The organism is Gluconobacter sp. Dm-62 (assembly GCF_018256155.1).
In the GTDB taxonomy this organism is placed as follows: domain Bacteria; phylum Pseudomonadota; class Alphaproteobacteria; order Acetobacterales; family Acetobacteraceae; genus Gluconobacter.
The window spans coordinates 14,867-40,870 of record NZ_JAERLY010000010.1; the positions used below are offsets into that span (position 1 = coordinate 14,867).

The 26,004-nt window shown below is 57.4% G+C and carries 26 protein-coding genes and 1 tRNA gene; 7 read left to right on the forward strand and 20 right to left on the reverse strand.

Annotated features, from left to right (window positions below; translation table 11 throughout):
* Window positions 1–24: 24 nt before the first annotated feature.
* Window positions 25–1,473 carry an MFS transporter gene (locus JK202_RS10775; RefSeq protein ID WP_249199965.1) on the reverse strand — a complete coding sequence of 483 codons (1,449 nt, stop codon included), beginning with the start codon at window positions 1,471–1,473 and terminating at the stop codon, window positions 25–27.
* Between the two features lie 155 nt (window positions 1,474–1,628).
* Window positions 1,629–2,405: a siderophore-interacting protein gene (locus JK202_RS10780; protein ID WP_211560968.1), complete on the reverse strand. Its 777-nt coding sequence runs from the start codon at window positions 2,403–2,405 to the stop codon at window positions 1,629–1,631.
* Between the two features lie 314 nt (window positions 2,406–2,719).
* Here JK202_RS10780 and JK202_RS10785 point away from each other — a divergent pair, with 314 nt between their 5' ends.
* Window positions 2,720–3,466 carry an IclR family transcriptional regulator gene (locus JK202_RS10785; RefSeq protein WP_211560969.1) on the forward strand — a complete coding sequence of 249 codons (747 nt, stop codon included), beginning with the start codon at window positions 2,720–2,722 and terminating at the stop codon, window positions 3,464–3,466.
* Here the strand turns inward: JK202_RS10785 and JK202_RS10790 are convergent.
* Both JK202_RS10790 and JK202_RS10795 read right to left on the reverse strand, forming a co-directional pair.
* A complete protein-coding gene (locus tag JK202_RS10790; protein ID WP_211560970.1) occupies window positions 3,447–4,943 on the reverse strand; it encodes a class I adenylate-forming enzyme family protein in 1,497 nt (498 codons plus the stop codon). The genes JK202_RS10785 and JK202_RS10790 overlap by 20 nt on opposite strands.
* Before the next feature lie 4 nt (window positions 4,944–4,947).
* A complete protein-coding gene (locus JK202_RS10795; protein ID WP_211560971.1) occupies window positions 4,948–5,970 on the reverse strand; it encodes an alcohol dehydrogenase catalytic domain-containing protein in 1,023 nt (340 codons plus the stop codon).
* A gap of 132 nt (window positions 5,971–6,102) precedes the next feature.
* Between JK202_RS10795 and JK202_RS10800 the strand changes: the two genes are divergently transcribed.
* The 4 genes from JK202_RS10800 (at window position 6,103) to JK202_RS10815 (ending at window position 11,977) form a co-directional block, all read left to right on the forward strand.
* Window positions 6,103–6,801 carry an enoyl-CoA hydratase/isomerase family protein gene (locus JK202_RS10800; protein WP_211560972.1) on the forward strand — a complete coding sequence of 233 codons (699 nt, stop codon included), beginning with the start codon at window positions 6,103–6,105 and terminating at the stop codon, window positions 6,799–6,801.
* Window positions 6,791–8,128 carry an MFS transporter gene (locus JK202_RS10805; RefSeq protein ID WP_211560973.1) on the forward strand — a complete coding sequence of 446 codons (1,338 nt, stop codon included), beginning with the start codon at window positions 6,791–6,793 and terminating at the stop codon, window positions 8,126–8,128. The genes JK202_RS10800 and JK202_RS10805 overlap by 11 nt, the downstream gene beginning before the upstream one ends.
* Window positions 8,125–9,321: an acyl-CoA dehydrogenase family protein gene (locus JK202_RS10810; RefSeq protein WP_211560975.1), complete on the forward strand. Its 1,197-nt coding sequence runs from the start codon at window positions 8,125–8,127 to the stop codon at window positions 9,319–9,321. The genes JK202_RS10805 and JK202_RS10810 overlap by 4 nt, the downstream gene beginning before the upstream one ends.
* Before the next feature lie 124 nt (window positions 9,322–9,445).
* Complete coding sequence (locus tag JK202_RS10815) at window positions 9,446–11,977, forward strand: TonB-dependent siderophore receptor (RefSeq protein ID WP_249199966.1); 2,532 nt, start codon at window positions 9,446–9,448, stop codon at window positions 11,975–11,977.
* A gap of 101 nt (window positions 11,978–12,078) precedes the next feature.
* Here the strand turns inward: JK202_RS10815 and JK202_RS16510 are convergent, their stop codons facing one another.
* Window positions 12,079–14,886 (reverse strand): glycoside hydrolase family 99-like domain-containing protein, encoded by a 2,808-nt coding sequence (locus JK202_RS16510; protein WP_349291860.1) that lies wholly within the window; start codon window positions 14,884–14,886, stop codon window positions 12,079–12,081.
* A gap of 116 nt (window positions 14,887–15,002) precedes the next feature.
* On the opposite strand from JK202_RS16510, the gene JK202_RS10825 reads away from it, so the two are divergent.
* Window positions 15,003–15,080 (forward strand) — tRNA-Ile (locus JK202_RS10825).
* 5 nt (window positions 15,081–15,085) lie between these two features.
* On the opposite strand, the gene JK202_RS10830 is transcribed toward JK202_RS10825, so the two are convergent.
* The 7 genes from JK202_RS10830 to JK202_RS10860 all read right to left on the reverse strand — a co-directional run bounded on the left by JK202_RS10830 (window position 15,086) and on the right by JK202_RS10860 (window position 19,190).
* A complete protein-coding gene (locus JK202_RS10830) occupies window positions 15,086–15,244 on the reverse strand; it encodes a hypothetical protein (protein ID WP_211560977.1) in 159 nt (52 codons plus the stop codon).
* A 734-nt stretch (window positions 15,245–15,978) separates the two neighbouring features.
* On the reverse strand, window positions 15,979–16,584 hold the full coding sequence (locus tag JK202_RS10835; protein WP_211560978.1) for a hypothetical protein: 606 nt from the start codon (window positions 16,582–16,584) through the stop codon (window positions 15,979–15,981).
* A complete protein-coding gene (locus JK202_RS10840) occupies window positions 16,581–17,348 on the reverse strand; it encodes a hypothetical protein (protein ID WP_211560979.1) in 768 nt (255 codons plus the stop codon). The genes JK202_RS10835 and JK202_RS10840 overlap by 4 nt, the downstream gene beginning before the upstream one ends.
* Window positions 17,349–17,483: 135 nt before the next feature.
* On the reverse strand, window positions 17,484–17,984 hold the full coding sequence (locus tag JK202_RS10845; RefSeq protein ID WP_211560980.1) for a hypothetical protein: 501 nt from the start codon (window positions 17,982–17,984) through the stop codon (window positions 17,484–17,486).
* A gap of 83 nt (window positions 17,985–18,067) precedes the next feature.
* Window positions 18,068–18,403, reverse strand: a complete 336-nt coding sequence (locus JK202_RS10850) for a hypothetical protein (RefSeq protein WP_211560982.1) — start codon at window positions 18,401–18,403, stop codon at window positions 18,068–18,070.
* Between the two features lie 35 nt (window positions 18,404–18,438).
* Window positions 18,439–18,921, reverse strand: coding sequence for a hypothetical protein (locus JK202_RS10855; RefSeq protein ID WP_211560984.1), 483 nt, complete (start codon window positions 18,919–18,921; stop codon window positions 18,439–18,441).
* Window positions 18,921–19,190, reverse strand: coding sequence for a hypothetical protein (locus tag JK202_RS10860; protein ID WP_062455775.1), 270 nt, complete (start codon window positions 19,188–19,190; stop codon window positions 18,921–18,923). Before JK202_RS10860 ends, JK202_RS10855 begins: the two co-directional genes overlap by 1 nt.
* 114 nt (window positions 19,191–19,304) lie before the next feature.
* On the opposite strand from JK202_RS10860, the gene JK202_RS10865 reads away from it, so the two are divergent.
* Window positions 19,305–19,508: a hypothetical protein gene (locus JK202_RS10865; RefSeq protein WP_211560986.1), complete on the forward strand. Its 204-nt coding sequence runs from the start codon at window positions 19,305–19,307 to the stop codon at window positions 19,506–19,508.
* Between the two features lie 57 nt (window positions 19,509–19,565).
* On the opposite strand, the gene JK202_RS10870 is transcribed toward JK202_RS10865, so the two are convergent.
* The 8 genes from JK202_RS10870 to JK202_RS10905 are packed head-to-tail and all read right to left on the reverse strand — an operon-like array spanning window position 19,566 to window position 25,978.
* Window positions 19,566–22,118 carry a hypothetical protein gene (locus tag JK202_RS10870; protein WP_211560988.1) on the reverse strand — a complete coding sequence of 851 codons (2,553 nt, stop codon included), beginning with the start codon at window positions 22,116–22,118 and terminating at the stop codon, window positions 19,566–19,568.
* The gene (locus tag JK202_RS10875) at window positions 22,115–22,525 is read right to left on the reverse strand and encodes a hypothetical protein (RefSeq protein WP_211560990.1); all 411 of its coding nucleotides are present in this window, start codon (window positions 22,523–22,525) and stop codon (window positions 22,115–22,117) included. Before JK202_RS10875 ends, JK202_RS10870 begins: the two co-directional genes overlap by 4 nt.
* 4 nt (window positions 22,526–22,529) lie before the next feature.
* Window positions 22,530–22,979, reverse strand: coding sequence for a hypothetical protein (locus tag JK202_RS10880; RefSeq protein ID WP_211560992.1), 450 nt, complete (start codon window positions 22,977–22,979; stop codon window positions 22,530–22,532).
* A complete protein-coding gene (locus tag JK202_RS10885; protein WP_211560994.1) occupies window positions 22,976–23,152 on the reverse strand; it encodes a hypothetical protein in 177 nt (58 codons plus the stop codon). Before JK202_RS10885 ends, JK202_RS10880 begins: the two co-directional genes overlap by 4 nt.
* The gene (locus JK202_RS10890; RefSeq protein WP_211560996.1) at window positions 23,152–24,093 is read right to left on the reverse strand and encodes a hypothetical protein; all 942 of its coding nucleotides are present in this window, start codon (window positions 24,091–24,093) and stop codon (window positions 23,152–23,154) included. Before JK202_RS10890 ends, JK202_RS10885 begins: the two co-directional genes overlap by 1 nt.
* Window positions 24,090–24,671, reverse strand: coding sequence for a DUF2612 domain-containing protein (locus JK202_RS10895; protein ID WP_211560998.1), 582 nt, complete (start codon window positions 24,669–24,671; stop codon window positions 24,090–24,092). Before JK202_RS10895 ends, JK202_RS10890 begins: the two co-directional genes overlap by 4 nt.
* 7 nt (window positions 24,672–24,678) lie before the next feature.
* Complete coding sequence (locus JK202_RS10900) at window positions 24,679–25,638, reverse strand: hypothetical protein (protein WP_349291857.1); 960 nt, start codon at window positions 25,636–25,638, stop codon at window positions 24,679–24,681.
* Window positions 25,625–25,978: a hypothetical protein gene (locus tag JK202_RS10905; RefSeq protein ID WP_211561000.1), complete on the reverse strand. Its 354-nt coding sequence runs from the start codon at window positions 25,976–25,978 to the stop codon at window positions 25,625–25,627. Before JK202_RS10905 ends, JK202_RS10900 begins: the two co-directional genes overlap by 14 nt.
* Between the last annotated feature and the right edge of the window lie 26 nt (window positions 25,979–26,004).

A 26,004-nucleotide genomic window follows, 5' to 3' on the forward strand; every position in this document is an offset into this window, starting at 1 on the left:
GCAGGGTTCATATGGGTGAATTGCTCAGTCTGCTTTGCCTGAGATTTCTGCACCGAGAGTCCTGGGCATTGCCCAGAAGCCTGATGTGCCGATCAGGACAGTGATCGCCGTCAGCAGAAAAACAATATGAAGCTCGCTCAGGCTGATGGAAACATGTCCATACAGATTGGTCAGAACAGCCAGGGCAAAGGCGGTGATGGCAACACCGACAGTGGAGCCGGTCTGTCCCAGGATGGACAGGACAGCGGCGCCTCTGCTGCGCTCGCTATGGCTGACATCGGCAAAGGCCATTGTAGAGAGACTGGTGAGCTGAAGCGAACGGCATATTCCCGCAATGGCGAGGGAGAGGGCCAGAAGGACAGGAGATGTCCGTGCGCTCAGGAGAGTAAAGGGAAGCAGGGAGAGTGCTACAAGAAAGCCATTGAAGAACAATATGTTCCGGAAGCCGCCCCAGCGGATGATGGCGGATGTCCAGGGCTTGATGCCCAGATTGGCGCAGAAATAGGCCAGCAACCATGTTCCGGCTCGCACAGGGGAGAAGCCAAGGCCAAGTTGCAGGAACAGCGGCAACAGAAAAGGTGCTGATGAAAAGACGGCACGGAAGATCATGCCGGGATAAAGGGATGCGTATCGAAGGCTGGGGCGCCTGAGAGGTTCGAGGGACAGAATGGGCGTGGGATGCGTCTGAAGATGGCGGATGGCCAGTACGCTGGTGATGGCCCCCACGACCATGAGGCTGAGCGCGATGATCTGTTCCATTCCGGTCTCGGATATTCGCTGAAGGCCGGACAGCAGGCAGGTCAGACCTACGGCACACAGGGCAAAGCCCTTGAGGTCCAGTTTGCTGGCGCCTTCAGGTGGTTCGGAAGGAATCACGCGCAGTATGGTCAGGACTGCAAAAATGCCAATTGGCAGGTTGAGCCAGAAGTTCCAGCGCCATCCGACTGTCTGGGTCAGATATCCGCCAAGGACCGGACCGATGATGGGGGCGGACAGGGCTGGCCAGACGGTGACGGACTGGGCTTTCATCAGGTCACCTTTGGGCGTGTGGCGCAGGATGATGGACATGCCCACCGGCATCATGACGGCGCCCGCCAGCCCCTGCCCAATCCGGGCACACACAAATATTGGCAGTGTGTGAGCCATGCCGCACACAAAGGACGAGAGTGTAAAAAGCGCCACAGCCAGACACATGACGCGCTTTTCGCCGTATTTCATGGCAAGCCAGGCCGAAATTGGCGAGATGGCTGCGGAAGCCAGAAGATAGGCTGTAACGCCCGCAGACAAATCGAGCGTCTTTACCCTGAAGGATCGTGCCATGGCGGGAAGGGACGTGTTGATAATGGCGCCATCAAGGTTCTGCATGAATGTGGCGATGGCCATGATCAGCGCAATGAGTGGAGAGTAGTGCTGGACTTCGCCGGAAGATAACGGCTGAGAGGATGCCGTTGTTTTCTGAGGGGTCTCTGGCAAAACTATCTCCGGTTGCGGTGCTTGGTTAACGATTGAGAACACAAAACTCGGATCACGAATGAAGCGATTTTATGAAATATCCCGTTAAAGGGACAGAGGCGACCGCCGCTGCATGAGCCGGCGGTCCTGATACTTTGGTTTGTCAGCGTATTCTGTCAGGCACCTGCTCCAACATCCTTGACGGAGGCATCTGACACTCCTTTGACCCAGTATCCGGATGCCTTGATCCACTGGGCCGGAATATGTCTTTCCTGCAGGAAATACTGCTTGATCGCTTTTGCAACGCCCGCTTCTGCGGCGACCCAGATGAAAGTGTTTTCAGGCATTTCAAGGTTCTCCAGTCGTGCGAGAATGCCGCATGCATCATCGGCATGTTCCAGAGAACGGTGAATCCAGTGGGCGATGTGGTGAGACAGCGTTTCAAAGTTCTGCTCATCTTCCGGCCCCGGAACAGCCACAACTGTTGTCACAGGAGTGTCGGGTGAAAGCTCCTCCACGCGCCGACCGATGGCGGGGAGGGCCGTCTCGTCCCCGATCAGAAGCCAGTGGCCGATTGCGCCAGTGATGACCTGTGAGCCCTTCGGGCCGCCGATGTTCAGTCTGTCACCGGGTCTTACGGTCTGCGCCCAGCTGGCCGCCGGGCCACCGGGATGATCCACGAAATCCAGAAGAAGCTCGCCAGCCTGCGTGTCATAGCGGCGCGGTGTATAATCACGCCGCGCTATCGATCCGTCAGCATCAGGGACGAAAATCTTGATGTGGTCATCGGGCGATGCGCTGGTGAAGTCAGCGAGGTCCGTACCAGTCAGAGTGATGCGGATCATGTGCGGGGTCAGGCGGCTGACTGTCCTGACGTCGAGGCTGCGCCGCCGAAGCTCATGGCGGACCCGCTGGATTACAGGGAAATCTGTCTGTGCGGGATCACTGTTCATCTGTCTGTCCTTCGTAAGTCGCGGGCAGACGGCTGCATAAAGACACAGACGCACAGCCCGCCAGCAGGAATGCTGTCAGGTTCTGTGCGTTGTTTCACGTTAACGCATACGAAAGCGGGATTTCAGGAAATACCCGCTTACACATTCATAACAGCCAGCCATGGGCCGCCCTGTCAAGAAAAACAGTGAGTTGTGCTCACTGGGCGATGTGCTGTGGCCGGAGATTTCTATTGCTGACAACGGGTCTGCCATTCTTCCCGCATTCATGTGTGGTATGACGCCTCTCTCTGAGCCGATTGAACAGGATTTTCTTGATGCAGGGCAGCGGTGTGGGCGTTCTGGACAAATGCATGGAACTGACAAACAGTCTTTCCATGTCATCGGGGGGGCTGACCGCACTCGAGCTGGCCCGTCGGACGGGAATGGACCGTGGCACCGTGCATCGTTTGCTGAAAGCCATGGTTTACTGGAAGCAGGTTGAGACTGCGGATGGCACATATCGTCTGGGCGCGGGGGCGCTTTTGTCAGCCAGTTCATATCTGACACGTCTGCCCCTGCGGCGCGTGGCATTGCCATATGCCATTGATCTGCAGAATGTGATTTCGGATCGTCCAGCCATTGTTTCTGTTGCGCTGCCGGTCGGGGATCAGATTGTCCTGATTGACCGGATGTGGACGGCCACGACGCCCTTTAATGTCATTGCCGATCTTGAGGACCGCTTTGACATGGACAGCTGCACCAGCGGACGTGCTGTCCTCGCGACATTCACGCCCGGCGCGGCCGCCGGGCTCCTGGGTGAAGAACGATATCTGGCGGTAGCACCCCGTCTGGAGAAAATCAGGGAAACCGGCGGCTACTCATTCGGGCATAGCGAGCAGCGCAAAGGGTTGTCGTCAATGGGATATCCTGTCCGGCATGGAGACGGGTCTGCCATTGGCGCACTGGTCGTCGCTGGGCTTGAGATGGAGACGGATATGCGGGCGTCTTCTTCTTTGGCGCATCACATGCAGCGCGCCTGTGCAGGGATTGCCGAGCGTCTGTTCAACTCTTCTGCGGTTTGACGTCAGTTTTCAGGATTTCCAGGAGTTTGCCCTGCTGTACCTTGCCGTAATGGGAGCGGGGAAGGTGGGAGACAAACTGGATCTGTTTTGGAACCTTGTGCCGCGAGAGGACAGTTTTGCAGTACTCAACCAGTTGCTCGGCTGAAACTGATTGTCCGGAATGCAGGACCACAACGGCACAGATGCGTTCGCCCCATTCCGGATCGGGTAAGCCAAAGACGTGGGCGTCCTGAACAGCCGTATGGTCCAGCAATGTTTCGGCAACTTCTGACGGCTGTACCGACATGCCCCCTGTGCGGATGATCTCCTTGCGGCGTCCGACAATACGCAGCAGTTCCTGAGGATCCAGCTCTCCCAGATCGCCCGTTCTGAGCCAGCCGTTCTGAAGAGTGGCCGCCGTGAGATCAGGCCGTTTCCAGTAACCGGCCATCAGATGAGGCCCGCTGATCTCGACTTCTCCAGCGCCGGAGAGTGTGTCCGGATCTGTCAACCGGCCCTTTACGGTTTCGAGGGCAAAGCCCACGGCTCCGGCAGATCTTTCTGTTTGACGGAGAGCGGCGAGAACCGGAGCTGGAAGGTAGAAGCTCCAGGGAGCCTCGGTCATGCCATAAAGGATGCTGAGACGCGGCCCCAGAAGAGACGTGGCTTTATCCAGAATCTCTGATGAGAGAGCAGCAGCACCGACATCAAGGGATCGGAAATGCGGCAGGGCTTTGGGAGCGGAGGGTGTTTCACTTTCATGGTGGATGAGGCGACTGATCTGGGTTGGGACGAGGGAGCTGAAGGTTGCTGCTGTCCGTTCCAGCGTTGAGAGAAAAGTCGCAGGATTGAAGCGGCCGCCAAGGACGATGGTCCCACCGCTGCACAGATGAGCCAGAACTGAAACCGATGCGATTGGCCACAGTGGACGAACATTGAGGAGCACGTCCTGCGGAGATGTCGGGCGAGCAAGGCTGATATTGGTGACAACTGCGGAAAGGCTGCCCTGTGTATGCATGACCGCCTTTGGTTGACCGGTGGTACCCCCCGTATAGTTCAGTGAGGCCAGATCATCGCCTGTAGGCAAAGGCAGCGGTGGTGCGGTTTCATCCCAGCTATTGGGGAGGGGAAGGCACGGGGCATTCGTCAGATCCTGCGCCTGTATTGCGGCAGTGCTTCCGTAAAGCAGAAGCGCAATCCCGGCATCGGCTATCTGGCTCTTTAGCTCCAGAGGGGAGAGGGACGGATCGAGCGGGACGCGGACATAGCCGTTTGCCATCGCACCGTAGTCGGCGATGAGATAGGGGATGCTGGCATCGGCGAGGATACCGATCCGGGCGCCCTGAGGAATGGAGCGGTTCACGAGAAACGCTCCGAACCCCGCCAGGGCCTTTCCGACTTCGGCGAAGGTCAGGCGCTGGCCTGATGTCAGGTCCTGCATGGCCGTAGCGTCCGGCCACTGTGTAGAAGCACGGGAAAAGAAAGCGCCCAGCGTCATGATGTTACCACCCGCTCAGAATGATGCGTCCGTCTACCTGTCTGGCTTCCAGCAGTTCATGGGCACGGGCAGCTTCGGGGAATGGCAGAATGCGATCGATCTGTGGTTTGACGATGCCGGTGGAAATCATGGCAAGGGACTGCCTGACTTCGTCGAGTGTGGCGCTGCCGGAACCCTGGACCCTGAGGCGGCGGCCGATCAGGAGACCCGGTGAGACAGCCACGTCTGCGGGAGAGACGTTCCCAAGAACGACGACCCGTCCACCCATCCCCATGGACCGCAGAGTTTGTGGTAGCGTAAAGCCCAGATTTTCCATGGCAACGTCCACGCCCTGTTTGGCCGTGGCGGCCCAGACGTCCCGGCTGTATGTGCCGTCGGAGACGAGCACAGTTCCTGCACCAAGCTTTTTCAGAAAATCGACTTTGCGCTCACTGCCGGTGATGGCGATCACATGGGCGCCCAGTGCTCTCGCAATCTGGATCTGGTGGACACCCAGCCCACCACTGGCGCCGTTGATGAGAACTGTATCTCCGGCCTGGACTCCCGCCTGCGAAACCAGGGCTCTCATGGCCGTACCAATCGGGCAAGAGGCCAGAGCCGCTTCGGGATAGGGTACGTTATCGGGAATCCGGATGGCAGAGATCGCAGGCAGGCGGATATATTCCGCATATGCGCCTTCGGTATCGATGGCTGGCAGGGAGAGGGAGCGGCAGAGATCCTGCCGTCCGCGAAGGCAGTCCCGACACGTGCCGCAGAACCGACGCTGGTATCCCACCACCCTGTCACCCACCGTCAGGGCGGTAACGGACGCGCCGGTCTGGACGATTTCTCCGGAAACTTCATGACCCAGAATAACGCCTGAGGGGGCGCCGGGAAGTTTTCCGGCGCGATGCAGAAGGTCGTGGTGGCAGATCCCAGCCGATTCGACACGGACCAGAACGTCATCCGGGCCGGGTTCAGGGGTAGGAACCTCTCTGAGTACCAACTGGTCCGGGCCGCCGAAGTCCTTGAGAAAAATGGCTTTCATGGTGTCGCTTCCTGCAAACATGTTCGAATTATGAACCATAAGATCGAACTGTGAACTTTTTTATATTCCACCTCGATTTCCGTTGCTATGGTAATTCAACGATCCGGTCAGATGAGTCATCAGGAAAACACAATGATAAAGAGTGATATATCTGAAGGTGTTCTGACGCTCACTCTTGATCGTCCCGAGCGCCTGAACGCTTTGGACAGTGCCGGCAAGGCTGCCCTGGGGCAGGCGTGGCATGATGCTTTGCGTAATCCCGAGGTTCGGGCCGTTGTTCTGCAGGGCGCGGGAGAGCGGGCCTTTTGTGCTGGTTCGGATCTGAAGGAGATAGGCGCCACCGGGCAGGTCGCGAGTACGGAAATTCTTGCATCCTGCCTGCCGGGCGTTGCCGAGGATTTTACCAAGCCGGTTGTGGCGGCGCTTCATGGACATGTGATCGGGCTGGGGATCAGCATCGCCATGTATTGTGATTTCAGGATTGCCTCTCCGACAGCACGTTTCCGTTTTCCCGAAGTTGAGCACAACATGCTTTCCGGATTCAGCGCCATTGAACTGCCCTCGCTCATCGGTGAGGCAGCGGCTCTGGACATCATGCTGACGGGGCGCGCCTTTGACGCTGTTGAAGCGCAGAAGCTGGGACTTGTTTCCAGTATCGAAGCAGATCCCCACACAGCCGCCCAGGCATTTACTTCCCGGCTGGCGGGGCTCCCCGTCTCCGCCATGGGCTGGAGCAAGCGCCTGCTGCTGGCGGAACGTCGGACGCGTATCGAGAGACATATGGCGCTGGTGGACCAGGCGCGCAGGGAGGTGGGGGAGCATGAGCGCTGACAGCCTGTCCGCCCCGGCACAGGAACAGAAGGAGGTCTTCCGGCATATAGCCTGGCGTCTGATGCCGTTTCTTTTTGCGTGTCTGGTCTTTAACTGGCTGGATCGTGTGTCGATCAGTTTTGCGCATCTGCAGTTTCGCAAGGATCTGGGAATTACCGACACCGTTTTTGGTTTATCGGTCGGGCTTTTCTCTGCGGGCTACCTGCTGTGCGAAATCCCAAGCAATCTGGTGCTGGAACGCTTCGGAGCGCGGCGGACGCTCGCCCGTATCATGATCATCTGGGGGTTTGTCACAATCGGCATGGCGTTCGTGCAGGGGCCTTACAGTCTCTACGTCACGCGTACGCTGCTGGGCATGGCGGAGGCCGGCTTTTTTCCTGGCGTAATCCTTTATCTGACATACTGGTTTCCCGACGCCTATCGTGCACGGATTACGTCACGTTTCATTATGGCTATTGCGGTTTGTGGCATTGTGGGTGGCCCGGTTTCGACCTGGATCATGACGCATCTTGCCGGGGTCGGCGGCTGGCATGGCTGGCAGTGGCTTTTTGTTCTGGATGGCCTGCCGCCTGTGATGGCAGGGCTTGTGGCCTATCGCTGGCTGTCCGACCGCCCGGCGGATGCCGCGTGGCTGAGTCTGGAACAGCGCGAGATCGTCCGGCAGGCTCTCGGGCAGCAGACCGGGCAAGGCGAGGTCTCGGAAAAACGGCCGCTTCGAGATGCGTTCCGGAACCGGACGCTCTGGTTTCTGTCCCTGAGCTACTGTCTGACAATCATGTGCACCGGGAATGTCGTCAATTTCTGGGTGCCGTCCATTCTTCGGGCTTCAGGAGTGCATGATCTCCAGAGGCTGGGAAATCTAAGTGCGCTTCCACACATCATCGGGATCGTCGCGATGCTGATGGCATGCCAGAGCTCCGACCGGAATCACGAGAGGCGCTGGCATTTCGCAGCAGGAGGCGGGCTGGCCGTGGTGGGAATGCTTCTTCTTCCCTGGTCGTTGCATCATGTCGTTCTGACCATGTTGCTGCTGACGCTGATGGTCTGCGGATACCTGATTGCCACTGCGATTTTCTGGAGCATCCCGGCCAGCCTTCTGCCTCGTCAGGACAGGGCTTTGGGCCTCGCTTTCATCAACTGCTGCGGTCAGATCAGCAGCATGCTCACGCCCGTGATGATCGGTTTTCTCAGGAGCCGCCTGGGTGGGTTTGAAGCAGCACTGACTGTGGTGAGTGTTCTGGTGGCGCTGGGCGTCCTGATCCTGCTGCGCTGTACGACGCCTGCTTCCGTGACCCGTTCTTCTTCCATACTGGAACCAAGCTCATGACTGATTACGCCGATCTTGCCAGACAACTTGCTCCTGCAATTGCGGTTTCAGCATGCGAGCGGGATGCCCAGCGTATTCTGCCTTTCGATGTGTTCGACAGCATCCGGAAATCGGGGCTGGGCGCGGCGCGTGTCCAGAAGGAACTGGGGGGCGGTGACGTCAGCCAGAGTGTGGTTGCTGACATCTTTATGACGCTTGGCAAAGCCGACCCGAATGTGGCCCAGGGACTGTTTCCCCACTTCATGAACATCGAGCAGCTGCGACTGATGGCTACGCCTGAAATGCAGGGCCTTTACCTTGCAAAAATCGGCGAAGGCCAGCTCAGTTCCGGTGCTGTGGCCGAGCGGGGTGGTGGATTTCGCGGAGAGATCCATACCCATGTCGCAGAGACCGGGGGGCAGAAAAAGCTGTTGGGAAGCAAGTTCTACAGCACGGGATGCCTGTTTGCGGATTTCATCAAAGTGCAGGCCGTCGATGCGAAGAAGCGTGGTCTGTATGTGATGTTGCCCAAGGGTACGGACGGCCTGGTGCTGAAGGACGACTGGGATGGTATGGGGCAGCGCGTGACGGCCAGCGGCACGACCGAGTTTCATGATATTGCCCTGTCGGACGAACAGATTATTCCGATCCATCAATGGTCTGGCAAGAGAAGCTATGTGGGCGCCTCTGCTCAGTTAATTCACTGTGCCATTGATGTCGGCATCGGGCTCGCTGTGCTGGAAGACGCCATATACTGGGCGAAAAACCATACCCGCCCCTTGCGAGAAAGCGGCGTCACCAGCGCCAGCGAGGATCCCTATATTCTGTATGCGATCGGCGAAATGTCTACCCGTGTTCGCGGGGCAGAAGCGCTGGTTCGCAGGGCTGCGGAGGCTGTTGAACTGGCCTGCCGGGCTCAGCTTGAAGACGCAAGACAGGGGTGTTTTGCTACAGAAGAGACCGAGCGGCGGCTGGTCGAATCCTCCATTCGTACGGCTGAAGCCAAGATCGCCTCTACCGACGCGGCGCTTTACGTCTCCCAGCGGATGTATGACGTAGGCGGTGCAGCGACCACCCAGAAACGGTTCAACTATGACCGGCACTGGCGGAACGCCCGGACGCACACCACCCATGACAGCGTCGCTTACAAGTACAAGGCGATTGGGAACTATCTGCTGAACGATACACCTCCTCCCGTTACGTTTACGTACTAAAAAACAAGACTTCCTGTGCTCCAGAGCATAATTTTCTTCCTATAAAACTATAATATATAGTTTTATATAAAAAGGTCACTTTGCTATGGTTGTTAAAGAGCTTTCGGCAAAGAAATACATTTCATTGCTGGTTTTTGTATCGATCCTTCCGTCGTCGGCTCTTGCCGCCGGTGGAGACCTAACGAAAAAGGAGAGCGGCGAAACGCTGAAAGCCAGTGTTTCCCACCGCCATGCCGCACCGTCCCGAGCGCACGTTCAGTCGAAGGGGGCACACGCGACTAAAACGCAGGCCCCCCGGCCCGTACTGGAAAACATTTCGGTGGTGGGACGGCAGGATGATCCTGTGCTGTCTCCGTCCACACGACGTCACAGTACCGTCAATGTTCAGGTTGTAAGTTCTGAAGAAATCGTAAGGACGGGCCAGAGTAATGCCATGGGGGCGCTTGAACAGCTTATACCTTCGGTCAGCTCTCCGTCATTCAGTGGGGTTGGGTCCAACCGCTTCATTCGAACCATGCAGTTGCGCAACCTGTCTGCCGATCACACCCTGATCCTTGTGAATGGAAAACGCCGGCATCTGACAGCCAATTTCAATGCCAACGCCGGTCCGAACTCCGGAACCGAGCCCGCGGATCTTTCGCTTATTCCACTCAGTGCGATTGATCATATTGAGGTTATTACCGAAGGTGCGTCCGCACTTTATGGACAGGACGCCATCGCGGGTGCCGTGAATATTGTTCTCAAGCACAATACCAGTGGAGGCTCGATCAACTTCGTTGATAGCGGGTATTATGCTGGCGACGGTGTAGGGGTGAATGGATACGGGGACTACGCGTTCAAACTTGGGAAAAGCGGTGGATATCTGGATCTTGCCGCCCAGATTTCGAACCAGTTGCCCACCAACCGTTCCGGCCCCTACACCGGGAGCATGTATTTCCCGCTGGCCGATGGCAGCGTTGATCCGCGGCAGACGAAGGCCGGTCGTGATTATAACCGGCTTGAGGGGCTGGGACACACGACCATGGAAACGGTTTCTGCAAATGGCGCAGTTCCGCTAACGGATCGTATCCGGGCTTACATGACTGCGACCTATGCGCATCGGACTGTTGAAAACCAGGTCACCTTCAGAAACCAGTCTAATAACAACACGGTCCGGGCGCTGTATCCGGATGGCTTTATTCCTTTGATGGGAATGAGTGAGGATGACTTTCAGGTCAATGGTGGCGTGCAGGGAACAACTGCCGGCTGGAACTGGGATGGATATGTTACGTTTGGCCGTGACGACGAAAGCTATACTACACTCAATTCCGACAATCCGACCTTTGGCCTGAATAGCAAAACGAATTTTTATGATGGATCGGATATTGCAACGCAACTTGTTACGGGCTTCAAGGCATCCCGCAACTTTCATCCATCCTTTCTGTCAGGCCCACTTCTGGTGGAATTCGGGGGGGAATACAGGCACGATACGTTTCAGCTGACGGCTGGTGAGTATCAGTCATGGGCGGATGGTGGAGTTACAGTGCTTGATGGCCCCAGTGCGGGTGCGCTCGCGACGCCAGGGGCATCCGGGCATATTGGTGCATCGCCCGATACAGCAAGCAATACGGCCCGTGACGTTTTTGATGGCCACGTCAATCTTTCGTTCCATATTCTTCCGAAGTGGGAATGGACACTTGGTGGCCATGCGGTGAATTATTCCAATCTGGTCACCACTGAGACGGGATCAGTTGGCACGCGATATGACTTTAACAAGCACTGGGCAATCAGGGCCAATTTCAATACGGGCTACCGGCCCCCGACGCTGGGACAGGAAAACTATTTCTACACATCGACTTTCCCGACCTACACTTTTGCCCAGCTGCCAACGACGAGTACTGCTTCAAAAGCGCTGGGTGGTGGAAATCTGAAAGGGGAGTATTCCCGGAGCTACAGTATCGGGATTGATGCCCATCCAATTGATAATCTTACCGTCACGGCCAACCTTTATCGGATTGCGATTAATGACCGCATGGCAAACTCAACGCAGTTTGGCGGGACATCTGTGGAAAGCCTGCTGAGTAGTCTGGGGCTGAATGGTATACGCTACGTTCAGTATTATACGAACCCGGTTAATACAGTCACGAATGGCGGAGACGTCAATGTATCGTATGACGCTGATTTCCATAATTACGGAAAGTGGTTGTTTGCAGTAGGTGTGAATTTTGCGGATACCGAAATCAGTCACTTTAACAATGCACCGGCACAGCTTGTTGCACTGAATCAGTCATATTTCGACGCATACGCTCAGAACACGCTCCTTCACTCGGCACCCAAGAACCGTGAAACGCTTGGCATTACCTGGGCACTCAAGAAATGGACCGTTGCCTTTCAGGAACAGCGTTATGGATCACTGACTTATATCGCCAATCCCAGCCTTGCTTCGAAAGACTGGACTGTTGTGAAGCCGGGCTACATCACAAACCTGACTGTCGATTATGACATTAATCCACGATGGTCCGTGAGTGTTGGAGCGCAAAATCTGTTTAATAAATATCCCGGACAGGTTTCCAAGGTCGCTCAGGCTTCTTCAAGCGGGGCTTTCAAATACCCTTATTATTCGGCTTATGGATTTATGGGCGGATATTACTTCGCGAAAGTCAGCTTTCATCTTTAGAAGACTTTAAGAAAGGAGGGGCAGCCGTAAGCTGCTCTCTTATAGGGTGTGTCGGCGAACTGGCGCGGAGATGCAGGTACGGTGCGAGGTCGTCTTACAGATCAGGATACTGGGACAACCTGAGCCGGAATATCCTGCGGCAGAAGACCAAATTGGTGTTCAAGCATGGCACGGTACCGTTTCTGTCGGGAAATCTGAGTTTCAGGAAGTGCCAGTCGACTGGCAATCAGACGATGCATGTAAGAAATTTCTTCGATATGGTTACGTCGATTGAGAGTATGCGTTGCTGAATCGGCATGGCGGCGATGAACGTTCAGGGGTTTTGCGATGTAGAGGACTTCCGTATTCTTCTGGAGCAGGAGTTCTACATAGATGCGCCAGTCACCAGCAACACGCAGGCTACTTAGATCTTTCTGGCATGTATTGATGGCGGTCAGCAAAGGCTCTTTTCTGAAGAGGGCGCTGCTGACATTGAGCACAAGGTTACGTTCTGACAGGCATCCCCGAAGAAAGCTTTCCCCGGTGAAATGACTGTCATTTTCCAGAAGCAAACCGGCGCTTTCAGAATAATATGTTCGGTAGGAGGGCGATATGGGAGAACCATTTTCGTCAACAGCCCGACTGTCGGTAAACGCCATGACGATAGCCGGATTTTTTCGAACCCCAGCCAGAATACGCTCCAGAAAATCCGGCTCGCAGAAATCATCCGCCTCGGCAATCCAGATCCAGTCACCCTGTGCGATATCGAGAGCTTTGTGCCACTGTCGAAATACGGAACCGGACGGTGTGGCGTTCTCGATGCAGACGATGTCCCGGTTCCAGTCTTTTGCTGTCTGACGGGCTATATCCATACTGTTATCGGTTGATGCGTCATCAAGGACGATGATTTCAAAGATCGGTACGGTCTGAGCAAAAATCGACGAGAGCCGACTGCTCATGTAACGGGCGTAGTTATGGGAAGGAATGACGACGGAAATTCTCGGTAGACCCGGGGCGGCAAGGCGAAGAATTTCCTCAGCATATTTTCTGAAATTGAAGGTGCTCGCTGCTTTGCGTGCGGCTTTCTGACGATCTCTGTTCGGGCGCTGCACAGACCATGCGGCAAGTTCTTTCGCAGTTCGGGCCATCGCCGCAACGTCCGCAAAAGGGACTACCCGGCCCAGAAAATGTTTGTCGTTGCTGGTCTGCCTGAGCAGGTCGGGAATTCCTCCTGTTTCGTCAAAAGTCACGCAAGGCAGGCCTGATGCAAGAGCTTCAAGAATAACGGAAGGATAGGGATCTTCGCGGGATGGCAGGACAAAAACGTCTGCGGATGCCAACCAGGCCGGCACATCTTCAACTCTGCCAGGCATATGGAATGTCCCGCTGGCGAGCGCATTTGCCAGCTCGATATGCAGACTGTTTTTCAGAGAAGCATCAATGTCGCCCAGCCAGACGCAATGCACTTTTCCAGACATCTTGCGCCACAGCTGGAGAAACAGATCAAATCCTTTCCGCAGGTCCGCATAGCCGGCCCCCATCACAACCAGATCTGTGGGGGCGACGTTCAGCTGCTTTCGGACCGTCTGTCGTGTTCGGGTAGAGAAAGGGGCGGTGGCGTAAAGGCCCTGTGGCAGAACCGTCAGATTGTCCGAACTCTCGAGATCAAGTTTCTCGGCTATTGTCCGGGCTGGAACAATGACGCTGCGGGCAAGGATGGAGGCTTCTTTCATCGGGCCCCAAAGGTTTCGGCTTCGAAGAAGGGCCGGCAATTCGTGAATAAGAAGCAGGAAGCCTATGTCCGCTTCAGCAAGCTGTACTGCAATGGATGATGTCGCAGCGCTATTGACGATAGCGGACTGAAAACCCTGTCTGCGCAGAAAATTCAGGCGGGAGGTCGTGTCTTTTGATCCTGCAACCAGTATTTCGGTCGGCGCGACGGTACGATAATCGTCGAGGAGAGCGCCCCCCTCAAGGAGGATAAACTGTATTTCGGTGCCAAAGCATCGTTTCAGGGTACGTCCAATTTCCAGAAGCAGCCGTTGTGCTCCCGCTGGAAATGCATCGTGGCCAATCAGAAGAAGTCCCGATCGTGAACGGTTTTTCCCAAAACCCGTGCAGGCGCGGGCTGTAGCATTCAGATACGCACTTCCGAAATGCTGGTCCGGTTCTAGATAGGCACCTTCAGCCCATTCGTTCCAGGCATTGATACAGACAACTGGATCACCAAAAAAAGTCTGTGACTGGGCCTGTTCAATAAGGCCACCGAGCCAGCGCTCATACAGATCGGGCGTTGATCCGTGCAGGACCAGCCCCTTGCCCTGTCTGCGGGCATCGTTGTCCCATGACGGGGCTGCTGTTCTTATGAGCGGAAATGAAGTCGCAGGTTGAGCGAGAGCTGTATCGACGACTTCACTATAGTCATAGACCTGACCACTGAATTCATTATCGAACAGCTTGATTTCGTCATTCATGAGGTTGCAGCCTGAAACAACCTTATGGGGTGGAAATTCAATGGCGCCGTCCAGACCGAAGAGATCCGGGTTTTCGTCTCCGAACGCCTGTCCCATAACAAAAAGCGGATCCAGTCCATGCCGGCTCCGAAACATGGAACGCCATCGGACAAAGGCCGTAGGAGCATCAGGGATCGTTCCCGGGCGATAGACCATGAGGACCGGGCGCCCGTCGAAATGAATATAGCGCGGATCGCGCAGATAGCGGGCAAAACAGTCTACAAGGGCTTCGTCATCCTCGGGACGATAGTCCTGTGCAATCAGAAGATCATCATCCGACCCGTCCCAGCGTCGGCTCCAGTTTTCATTCGCCCACATAAGACAGAACGGAAGGTCGATCTGCGGGTTGGTCAGAAGGATTTCCAGCGGCTGGTCCAGCAGGCGTTTCCTGTTGAACCAAAAGCGATAAGCGTTGATTTTATTGGGTTATTTTCCGCTGTGTTGCGTTGGTTTTTCTAGTTGATTGGAAGCCGCGTAGAAAAAATGAGGGCGTTTTCTTACCTGTGCAACTGAGGTAAAAGACCTCGCAGGTTGCGCCTGTAGCTCAATTGGTTAGAGCCGTCCGCTCATAACGGATTGGTTGGGGGGTTCAAGTCCCTCCGGGCGCACCATCACGTCATTTGTCGATCAGTTTTTTAACACCAAAACCGTTAGTGTTAGAAAAACGGCGTTTCTCTAACATCAAACCGGCAACCTGTAAGCGATCCTTACAAGTTGAACTGTCAAGGAATCCTTGACGACTGAACTCTCCGGAAATTCCGGATGGTTGAACCATTGGGAAATTTCCAAAAGTTCAACCATTGAGCAACCCTCAATAGTTCGTACAAAACCGCCAGAATCTCTGCTGATCTGGCGAGTCGGCAGAAATGCAGATGGCAGTCGAATTTGTGCCCGTACGGAATGGCATGTGATTGCGGATGCACAATCATGTGGAGGTGACGAAAGTCACCGTGAATATTCACCTATTAATATTTAAATGTTCCTGCTTTGTGCAAAAAAGACTCGACTCAACATTTTGAGTACGCGAAATACATTTCAGCACCAGTGCATTAATGGATGGTGAACCGGGTTGCACCCCGGCTCACCGTTTAGCACTGACTCGCAAGCATAACGAGTTTGGTACACAGAGGAGCGTTTCGTTTGGAAACACCTTGCAGAACAGAACATTGCTTTGAAGTGTCCGAGTGTCAATGCATCATTGACCGAAAGGGCCATATAAGTGGCTTCGACACAACCGAGGGGGAACGTTCCTCCTCATGAGATCGCTGTCATCATGCAGCGTATCAAGGCCGGAGAGCACCTCCACCTTATTGCTCGTGACTACTTCCAAAATCAGGGCAGGCTATCTGAGCTGAAAAATGGGAAACGCGAGACCTTCAAGGATCGCAGACCATAACATTGCAGAATGGCGGGGCTCCGGCTCCGCCATTTTTACTTCCCCGCCAAACTCGCCCGCACCTGATCCCACAGGGCGACATAATACCCGATCCAGCGAACGATTTGGGTCAGTCACGAAGCCCGATGTGCTCCAACGAACGGCCGCACCTTACCACCCGCACATATCCCACCATAACCCGAGATTAGCAGCCCAACATGCGCGGCCAATGCTACCCGATCCGCCTCAATCCGAGCTGCAACCTCCTGCCGCGCGGTATCGTTCTGCCCGAGCAGTGCTCCTGCATAGCCGACCTGCCGCCCGGCCTCGGCATCAGCCAGGGCGGAGAGCGGCACGAACTGGACCGGGACATGCAGGGTCTGGCCTTTCGTCCGGCTGGCATCGGCCTGCAAACCAAAAACAGGGGTAAAACTTGAGGCCGATACGGAAAACGAGCCCGACTGACTGAACGTCCCTGACAGATCCATCGTTACCGGTCCGGCAATCATGGCCACGACCGGGTCAGACGTGCGCTGCGCGCACTGGAGCGCGCGAACGTTGGCGTCGAACCGGGCGGTCTGATCGGCCGTCCAATGCTGCACGCCCGAGACACTGACGACACCGGCCTGTGTCAGGTCCGATTGCACGCCTGCAATCGCCTGACTGATCGTGACGGGCGCGACGGATCCGGCCGAACAGGCCGACAGAGCCAGCAGGCCGCAAAGAGTCAGAGCCTTCATGCGGCCCTCACTTCAGCCAGAAGGGCGTCGAAAGTTTCTCCGGTCGGTGCCGTGCCAGGAACGCCCAGCCAGTTCTCCCGCGACAGCAGGCCGTAGGCTTCGTCCGCGATCCGCGTGAAGGTGTCCCAAGGCATGAAGGTACGCGCGCCCCAGGTGTTGAAGAACACGCCTTCCGGATTGTAGCCGACAAGCGCGATCGCATGACCGCCCGCAGGCGTATGGTCGGTGATGGCATCCCAGTCCCAGGTCTCGCCAAGCCCCAGATCAAGGAAGCCGCGTGGCACCTGCACGCCGGCCAGCACGCCGCCCAGATAAGCGATGGCGCGGCGGATGCCGACCACGTCCGTGGGCACGATCGAGCCATAGGCCGTGAGGTAATCGCGCGTCTGCCCAGGGCGCAGAAGGCCGTCGCGGCGCCAGGCGTTCAGTTCGTCCAGCAGGACAGTGCCGTCATCATTGGCCCCGGTCGCAGGGTCGAAGCCCGTGAGCGCGGCATAATTCGCCAGCACGGTTTCGGTCGAGAGCATGACCAGACCCTGTGCGGCCTTCGTCCAGGTGGCCACCAGGGCGGCGTGAGCGGCGAACGCACAGCAGCCGAAGCGGTCATTGCCCCACATCTGATAGGGCACAGTCTGCGACCAGTCGCGTTCAGCCGGCACGGCTGGCAGACAGACCGCCAGTGCCCGGCCGAGGCGATAGGTGCGCGGATCGTGTTTCGGGGCGCGCTTGCCCAGGCAGCGTCCGCCGACAAAAGGTGCACTCATGTGCGAGATCTCCGGAAACAAAAAAAGAGGGGAGCAGCCGAAGCCGCTCCCCCTGTCGTCAGGCGCAAAACCAGAACATGCCGGCCAGCAGCCAGATGGCCGCACCCACAATCGCGGCACGGCAGAGACCCGTCATCAGACGCCCTGATAGATCCGGGCGCGGATCAGCTCGGGCGACTGAACAGGCGCGGCATAGGGTGCGGCCGTGACACCAGCCAGCGCTTCGACCAGCGGAATCATCGCCTGCACGGTCTGCATGTAGGTGGCAGCCGACGGCGAATAGACCTTCACGATCGGGGTCGCGATCGCCAGCAGGGTTTCCAGATCCGTGCCGAGTGACTTGGCCCAGTCCTTGCCGGTCGCCACCGTGATGGAGCCATTCGAATTGGCCGCGACCTGCGCCGTCACACTGCGGATCTGCGCGACCAGGTTATCGAACTTCGCCTTGTCCGCAGCAGACAGGTGGCTTTCCAGATCGGGAATGCCCTCGATCGCCTGGACGGCGTAGGCGATGGCCGTGGCATCATTGTTGAGCGCGGCTGTGTTGAAGGTGGCCGTGCTCGCCGTCGTGGTGCAGGCGGCCGTGGAGCCGAGAAGAAGGGCACCGAGGCTGAGGGCGAGAAAGCGATTGCGCATGAAGTCTCCAGACATAAAAAAACCGCCTCAAAGGGCGGTGGAAGAAAGAGCGGTCTGACAGGCGGGAGCCTGTCTCCTTCGGGTCAGGCGGTGGGTTTGGGGGGCTCGCCAGACTTCGGATGGGTGGAAGCCGGATCGAGGCCCAGCTTTGCTGCCTCAATCGTGCGGCTGGCATCGGCCGGGATCATCAGCGCCTTGGCATCGGGCTGATAAGCATTCGTGTTCCAGCCCTTCGACTGCGCCAGTGCAGCAACAGCATTGTAGAGCAGCGCCAGCCTGCTGCCGGCAGAAGGAGGCTTCCAGAAACGCATCGCCAGAGCGGCGGCCGCGATCAGGAATGTGAGGATCGAGACGAGATCGCCCGCGTACTGCGCAGGCAGATACGGCAGGACCGTCTGGAACAGGGATGTCCAGTCCATAGTGTTCTCCAGAATGTAGGGTTCAATGCGACCGATCACGCCGCGATGGCGGCCTGAAACAGGGCCATATGATTGTCGTCCACCGCTCCCGCACCGCTCGCGGTGTTGTAATGGGCCTTCCAGTACGAGCAGAGCCCCTCGGTATCATCGGCGGCGGGCAGAGGCTCACTCACGCGCTGATACCGGACCCGGGCCATGCCGGCTGCATACTTCAGGTTCCAGACCAGGAGGCTGGCCGATGGGTTCAGATACCCGATCATCTGCCGCAGCGCTGTGGCCTGCCGGGACCGTCCGGGGGCACAGAGCCAGTTATCCCAGCAGTCGTCATGGGTGGCCGGCTCCATCTGCCACAGGCCGAGGGCCGGGCCGCCGCCGACCTGCTGGAGCCAGACCCCGCCGCTTTCGACCATGAGGGTTCCGAGCAGAAGGTTCTCTGCGGCCGCAGACCACAGACCAAGCGCCTGAAGAGCCGGGCGGACGATCAGAAGCCGGACCTGCGAAAGGTTCAGGCCGGCCATCACAGGTGCCAAATCAGGCGGGCGAGAGAATAAAGCCCCACGGCAACGCCGCCTCCCACGCCAGATCCTCCGGCGATCACCATGGCGCGGCGGCTGTTGAGCGAGTCCATCTTGGCACTGAGCGCGGCAAACCCGCTTTTCACCGTGTCCTCAAGAGTGGCGACACGATCCGAAAGGGACTGTGTCGTGTCCTCCTGATGCTCTTGCTTCGTCTCGAGCCGGACGACGCGCTCAAGTAGATCGGTCGTACCGGCAGTTTCATCGGGCATGCGGCCCTCCAGATAATGGGAATGGGAACAGTGTCAGGCTTATGCGCGTTGGCATGGCCCGGGCGTCTCGAAGAGCGCTCTTACGTCGCAGGCAAACCTTGAAGGAGCCGCAACATGTCAGTCACACGCAAAGTCATGCATGACGCAGACGAACTGGAACTGGAGCAGGGATCAGCCGCCGTTGGTGAGGCAACCGAACTGGCAGCGCAGGCCCGCGATCAGTCCATGGATGCCATGGAACGGCACTGGGTCATGGTAGGCGATGTCCTGCGCAAGCGGCTGAAACCTACGCAGGACGAAAACTGGCAGACTTACTGACGGTTCCAGGCGCTTCTCTTGCGAAGGAGCGCTTTCTCATGACACGCCGCAGGACCGTCACGGCGCTGGCGGATGGTATTCGGCGTAAATTGTGTGGTTATAGTTCGACACGGTTGTGAGTTTGACGGATGCATAGGCTGGCAGGACAATTGGGGTGCCAGCAGCTTTCCCAATAAATGCCCACTGCCCATTGATGGGATAAACGTTCAGAGTGTGCGAACTGCCATTGGCAATCGTGTGTGATGTTCCTTCGTTGCCCATTTCAGTACCGACTTTAGCGCCCTGTGCGTCTGCTCCAACTGAGACAACGATAAACGGTCCATCAACAACCGTTGCATCGTCGATTGTCGAGCCAGCAGCAGATGGCGTAGTGTGGGGCGTAACCTGCGACCCATCGTCCATGACGCCGAACGCTGTCGATGTCCCGGACTTGTAGGTCATCCCTAAGCCGTTCTGGTACGAAAGCGTGTGCTGGTTACGCCCAGCCAGCGTGTTGTTGCTCGTGAAGTCCACGACCGTCTGCCCTGCTGCTGCACGAATAACAGCGGCGGTCGGGCCGAGGGGATTGTTTCCGGCATCTACCCATGCGCCGTTGATAGACAACCCGGTGCCACCCATTGCAACATCCACGGCATCACCTGAACCTCCCGTCAGCCAGAGAACCGAACCGATTGTCTGGTTGAAACGCTCACCAAACTGCCAGACAGCCGTGCCATCAGTCATGCGCGGGGCAATAAAAACACCTTCGGCACTGAACGCTGCCTCTCCGCCATCCCCATCATCCAGCGCAATCTGGTAGGTTCCGGCACCGCCAGCCGTTCCCGTCAACTGTTTGACGATCTGAAAGGGGTGAACTGGCATTGCTGCCGTGACATAATCGCCGATAGAGATCGTTCCCGAGACAACAGACGAGATCGTCAGGGTTGTTGTGCCGTCATACGAAGCAACAGCTTCAGTAGGTGCGGGAAAATTTGGCTGTGTGCCGCCTGTGGTGCCAGCTTTCTGCGCATACCACAGCCATAACGTGCCGTTCACGCCTACCATGATGCGAGTGGATTCCGGTCGATCATACTGGCCTGTAGACCACGCAGTGACGCCCTGATTGGCCTGCCAGTAGTTGGCTGCCCCTAGGCTGCTCATGCTCAGATAGAACATGGAGCGGTGGCCTGATTGCGGTTTGCCGTAGCTGGGGTCAAATGTAGGAATGTCATCGCCATTGGCCCAGAGGTCAAATTCGTTCCAGGCTCCAAAAGCCCCTGGAGATTTTCCGGAGAAATCCTGAATGTCATCGACAATTCCCCAGACCGAGTTCTGTCCCATTTTCTTTACGAACAGGTTCAGCCCAACGTCATAATTCGACGAGGGTCCGGTACCATAGCTATCAAGTTCCGCATTGATGGCAGAAGTATTGCCAGATGAAGTCGGACCACTGATCGCCAAAGCCCCCAAGGCCGGCATCTGAGCATAATTGGAACAGTAAGGCCCGCAGAAGCCCGGGTTCATGTTCCAGAAGAACGCACTGGCGGGCGTATTGAAGTGCTTTGAGGCTTTCGAAACGGCCCCGGCATAAAAGCCGCTGTTCAAGGTAATGTTGACATCACCGTCGCCGCCAGGAGATGGATAGTATCCGCCGATATGACCATCGAAGAGCCACGTCACATATTTATTCGGGTCAGGATTTGCAAGTTTCCCGTCCCATTGAGATCCTTTGGGAACTTCGACTAAACTGTTGTTGGGCAGAGCGTCATAAATCGACTGGATGGTCGCAGCATCAGATGCGGACCCATCCAGTTTAGCCCCAAGATCAGCCAGATTGTAGCGATCACCCCATTTCTGAGACAGCGTCCTCGGGACAGAGCCACCATACGCCGCCTGTGCCGACGCCGCGCTCGCGTTGGCCGTCACGGGCTGCTGCGCCAGATTGACCGGACCTGTCTGAACCTGCGCCAGAACGGAAGCCGCGACACCGCCCGCAAGCGAACTGGCAGGGGCCGTCACACCCGGTGCAGCCGTATAGCCCCATCCAGGCAACTGGACACTCGCGCCTGCCAGTCCCCATCCCAGAGTAAACTGTGGCGGTGTGCAGCCGCTCGTGCTGGATGTCAGGGTTACCGGATTGGCCGGAACATCTGCCGCAGATGCAGCCGTCCCGCCGACCGAGACGGTGACGACGGAGCCGGACAGGCCGTTGCCGTCCGAGACGATGACCTTCGTGCCTGTGCTCGCGAGTGTGAAGACACTGGAGGCCGGACAGGCATTGCCCGCAGCCACCACGGTCGCAGAGGTCACGGTATAGCCCGTCGGCACCAGCTGGGCCGTCTGCCCCAGGGCATTGCCGGCAACGGTGAGCGTGAGAGGAAGATCAACCGGGGCATAAGCGCCCGGGCTGGTCACGGTCGCTGCAGAGACAAAGCCTGAATAGAGCGCCACGGGAGACATATTGCCCGTAGGGCGTCCCGAGCCATCGAACAGCGGCTGCCCCGACGGTGTCTTGGACTTTGCGTCAAGCACGCCGTTACCGCCCGGGACAAACCCTCTCATCAGGGCGGGATCTGCATGCGCCACACCAAAAGCGCCGCAGCAGATCAGGGAGAGAAGGATCTTCTTCATGGGCTCAAAACACTTTCGGTTGCGACGCCGTTGTTATTCCAGAATGTGCCAGGGCCTGTTCCGGGGTCTGATGTCGGCAGGGAGGCAACCCATGCCGCGTAGGATTTCTGCATGGCGGCCTGCGTCAGGATCGCGCCGCTTTCTGTGCCGGTGACAGGACTATAGGAAATCGCATCGGCATTGAGGAACAGGCCGCCATTCTCAGGCGCCGTTGCTGGCAGAGTGGGCGCAATAGCCAGCAGTCCCATCGCCGTGATGGAGAGCGCGAAATCAGAAGCCTTGATGTTGCAGGGCTGGAAGCCTGTCACCGTGCCCTGATCGTCTGTCACGGGCCGAAGAAAGACGAGCAGATCCGTCGCCTGCACGCTGGTCTGCGTGAGTGCGGGGTCAGATGCGAGTTGGGACATGAGTTCACCCGAAAATCAGGGGGTTTCCATAGGCATCAGGCACAATGGCCGGGCCGAGGAGAAATGCGTTTGGCGCGTAAGGCGGCAGCTCAGGAGGTATCAGGGAGGGTATGGGCTGCACGGCAATGCCGACGGAGACCGTCAGAACCTGGCCACTGCTCGTGCGGACCGTGGCCACGACTGTCTGAGGGCCGGGGGCAAACCATACGATCCACGCCGTCGCAAGCGTCCCGAAGACCGAAGACCAGGCGATCTGACCACCGCCGGTGATGAACTCGACCTCGACAATCCTGTCACCGCAACAGAGAAGCGCGCCGAAATCGATGCTGTAATCAGAGGAGCCGTTCAGCGTAGTGTCAGGCCAGCATATGACCGCGCTGGCTTCAATTCCCCGGATGCGGAAAGCGAGAGGAATATCGGCGCGCACGACGCGCTGGCAAGGCACCCACGTCATGATCCCCCCCGGATCTGGGCGATCAGGGAATTAAACTCGTCCTGAGTGATAAAGGTCTGGTTGGTGGCTAACTTCAGAGCCGGCACAGCCCCCGCTGGAGCGCCGGATGCATCAGAAACCGACTGAACGGACACGAGATTGCCGTTGGCATCCACCGTCTTGATGTACTGCATCAGTACCCCGCAGGCGTGAAAGTGTATGTGATTGTCTGCCCCACAGACGCGAACGTGCTGCTGGAGGAGGGGAGGTTGTAGGATGCAACAATCGTGATGTTGTCGCCCTTCTTGACGCGCATCAGGCCAGAGCCCGACATTGGGAACAGCGTCGTATCAGACCAGACTGTTGAGCCGGTGCTAGGCTGGTAGCTGCTGCCTTCGATCTGGATCAAACCCTGACACTGCGACGGCTGAATGTTCGACACATTGAAGCTGGCTGACGCATAGACGAGGCCGTCATAGGGAGCCGTGAACGTCAGATCGACAATATGCGTTGTTGTCTGGCTGCTGTTTGGCGTCGGCGTGTAATAGACCTGTGAGGCCTGCCCAAACACAGATTGAGACGGCATGACATCAGCCTTGAGCGCAAATGTGCCCGCGTCTGTTCCGTCAACACCAAGGCCGAGGCCGCTCCCGTCTGTACGCCAGCCGATATAGATCAGGTTATTACCGAAGTCCGAGAAGCCCCACCCTTGCTTGACGAACTGGTTCCAGCCGAACTTTTGCCACGCCGCTCCTGAGGCGCCCGGTACGGTTGTGTTCGCATCGGCCGTGGAGACCCAGAAGAGGCCAGCCGTGCTTGCGTCTGCGACGATGGCGTTCTGGGGGTAGCCGCCAATCGAATTGGCGAAGCTCTGCGAAAAAAGCGGGATTACCCCGGCCTCATAATTCTGTGCCGATACGGAAAGGGTCTTGAGCGCTCCGTTCCAGTCCGCTCCCCACGGATACACGCCCCCCGCAGCCGGAGGGGTGAAATTGACAGCCGGGAACCCCGAAGCAATCGATGCCCGCCCGGTCGCAAGGGCAGTGCCGGACAGCAGCGGATACTGAACCGTTGTCGTCGTGCCGCCCGACGCCCACAGCACCGGAAACTGAGGCGAAAAGTCAGAAATTTTCATGAGATAGACGCCTTCGCATAAGCCAGTGTCACGGTGCTGGGGCGCGGCAAGACGCCGGACTGCTCGATGATGGCCGCTTCGACAGGAGTCAGCGTCCAATCATGGTTGATTGTCAGGATTGTTTCCGACGTTTCGGAGACCCAGATCTTTCCGCTCGTCGAAAACAGCCGCATCAGAATGTCATTGATTGCTGCGATTGACCCGCCACAGAGGTTAGCAGCAGCCTTCGCAAAAATGAGGGTCCGGAAGGCGTCATCAGTCAGGGCAAAGTTACTGGTCGATCCTTGCCCGCCATAGAAAATACCGTATCCGAAGCCCCCTATGACGCTTGTCCCGTCATCAGCTTCATGAAAGCCGATATATCCGGTTTCAGCCACGTTCAGCACACGACCCACGCCTACAATCCGGCCCCAAACATCCAACCCCCAGCCGACGGCTGTGTTAGGATTGAAAACCTGATCGTAGAACAGATCGATCTGAACCGCCGGATCAATGGCCTGGTTGAACCCCGCAATGATAGTCAGGAGGCTTGGGCTGTTGGCGTACTGGGCGAGGATCGTCTCGTTGACGTTCTCCATATGCCGCCTACACCAGATTTAGAGTAATATCGTCAGCGGAGATCACGGGGCGTTGCGCTATGCTCATCTGGGCCGTGAAACCTACAGGGCTTGCTGATGTGCCAATCGTGATTTCCACAATCCGGGCCCATGCTCCCAGGGAAGCGATACCGGCATAGAACCGGCTGGCGAACAGTTCCGCACCGATCCGAGCGCGGCCGCCGCCGTCTGAGCCGTTGAAGGCCGCGATGACCGCCGTCTGAATATCTGACAGGGCCGTAGACGGCACTGCTGTCGAGTTAGCGATCGTGACAGCGATATAGACCGGCGTATCGGCGGCGACCGTGTAATTGAATGTGTAGGAGGGGCCGTTGCCGCCATAGGCTGCGTTCGGGTCCTGCACCGTGACGGAGGACGAGCCGCTCGTCATCGAGCACGGGTTTTTCTTTTGCAGAATGGCGAGGCCGATATCTGCTGCGCTTCCACCTGAGACGGAAATGAACAGAGCGCGGGCAGGGACTGTAACGCCGCCGATTGTCGCGTCACTATCAGAGGGGTTGTCCACGACATAGGCGTCATTGACGTTCGCCAGGTTCAGCAGGGCGCCAAGGATAGAAGCGTTTGTCCCGTTACTGTTGGCCTCTACTGTCGCCTCACGTCGCGCCTCAAAGTCCGCCTGACCTTCACCGGTATTCCGGGTCATGAAATAGATGTAGCCGAGCGCATCCTGCATCCGACCCATGGCATTGCGGGGATCAAAGCCGTTGAACAGCGCCAAGATCTGGTCGTTGCAGTCGCCAATGATGGCCGTTTCGCTCGTTGCAAGCTGGCCCTGCGGCGTTCTCAGGTCAGGATTTACATCACCGCCAAGAGCCGCATTGATATCGGCCTGAACGCCTGCGAGGATGTCCGGCTCTGATGGGGCAACAAAGCCCGCAGCCGTCATGGAGCAGGCGGGGACAGACGTGGTGGCGTCAGAACTGGACACTCTGCGTCTCTCCTGTTGTGAGGGTTATGGCAATCACGCCACCGACTGACCGATCAGCGCGCGGACCGATCAGGGCACATTGCGCTGCCGCCACACCTGGCACGGTCATTGCGGCCTGTTCGGCCTGGGCGCGAAGAAGGGGAATGGACGATGCGCCGTTGAAAATGCCGCTATCGTAAGGAAGGCCGAGGCTGGTGTCGTACCAGCACTCTCCAAGCCATGTCCGGACGGCACATGCCACATCCTGAATGACGGAATACGGCTCTGTGCAGACGGCAAGATTTTTATTCGCGTCGAGGACAAGGCCCCACGTCGAGCGGTCGAGAAGCAGCGATTTCATGGGGTATCCCGCGCGGCGCGCTCGTC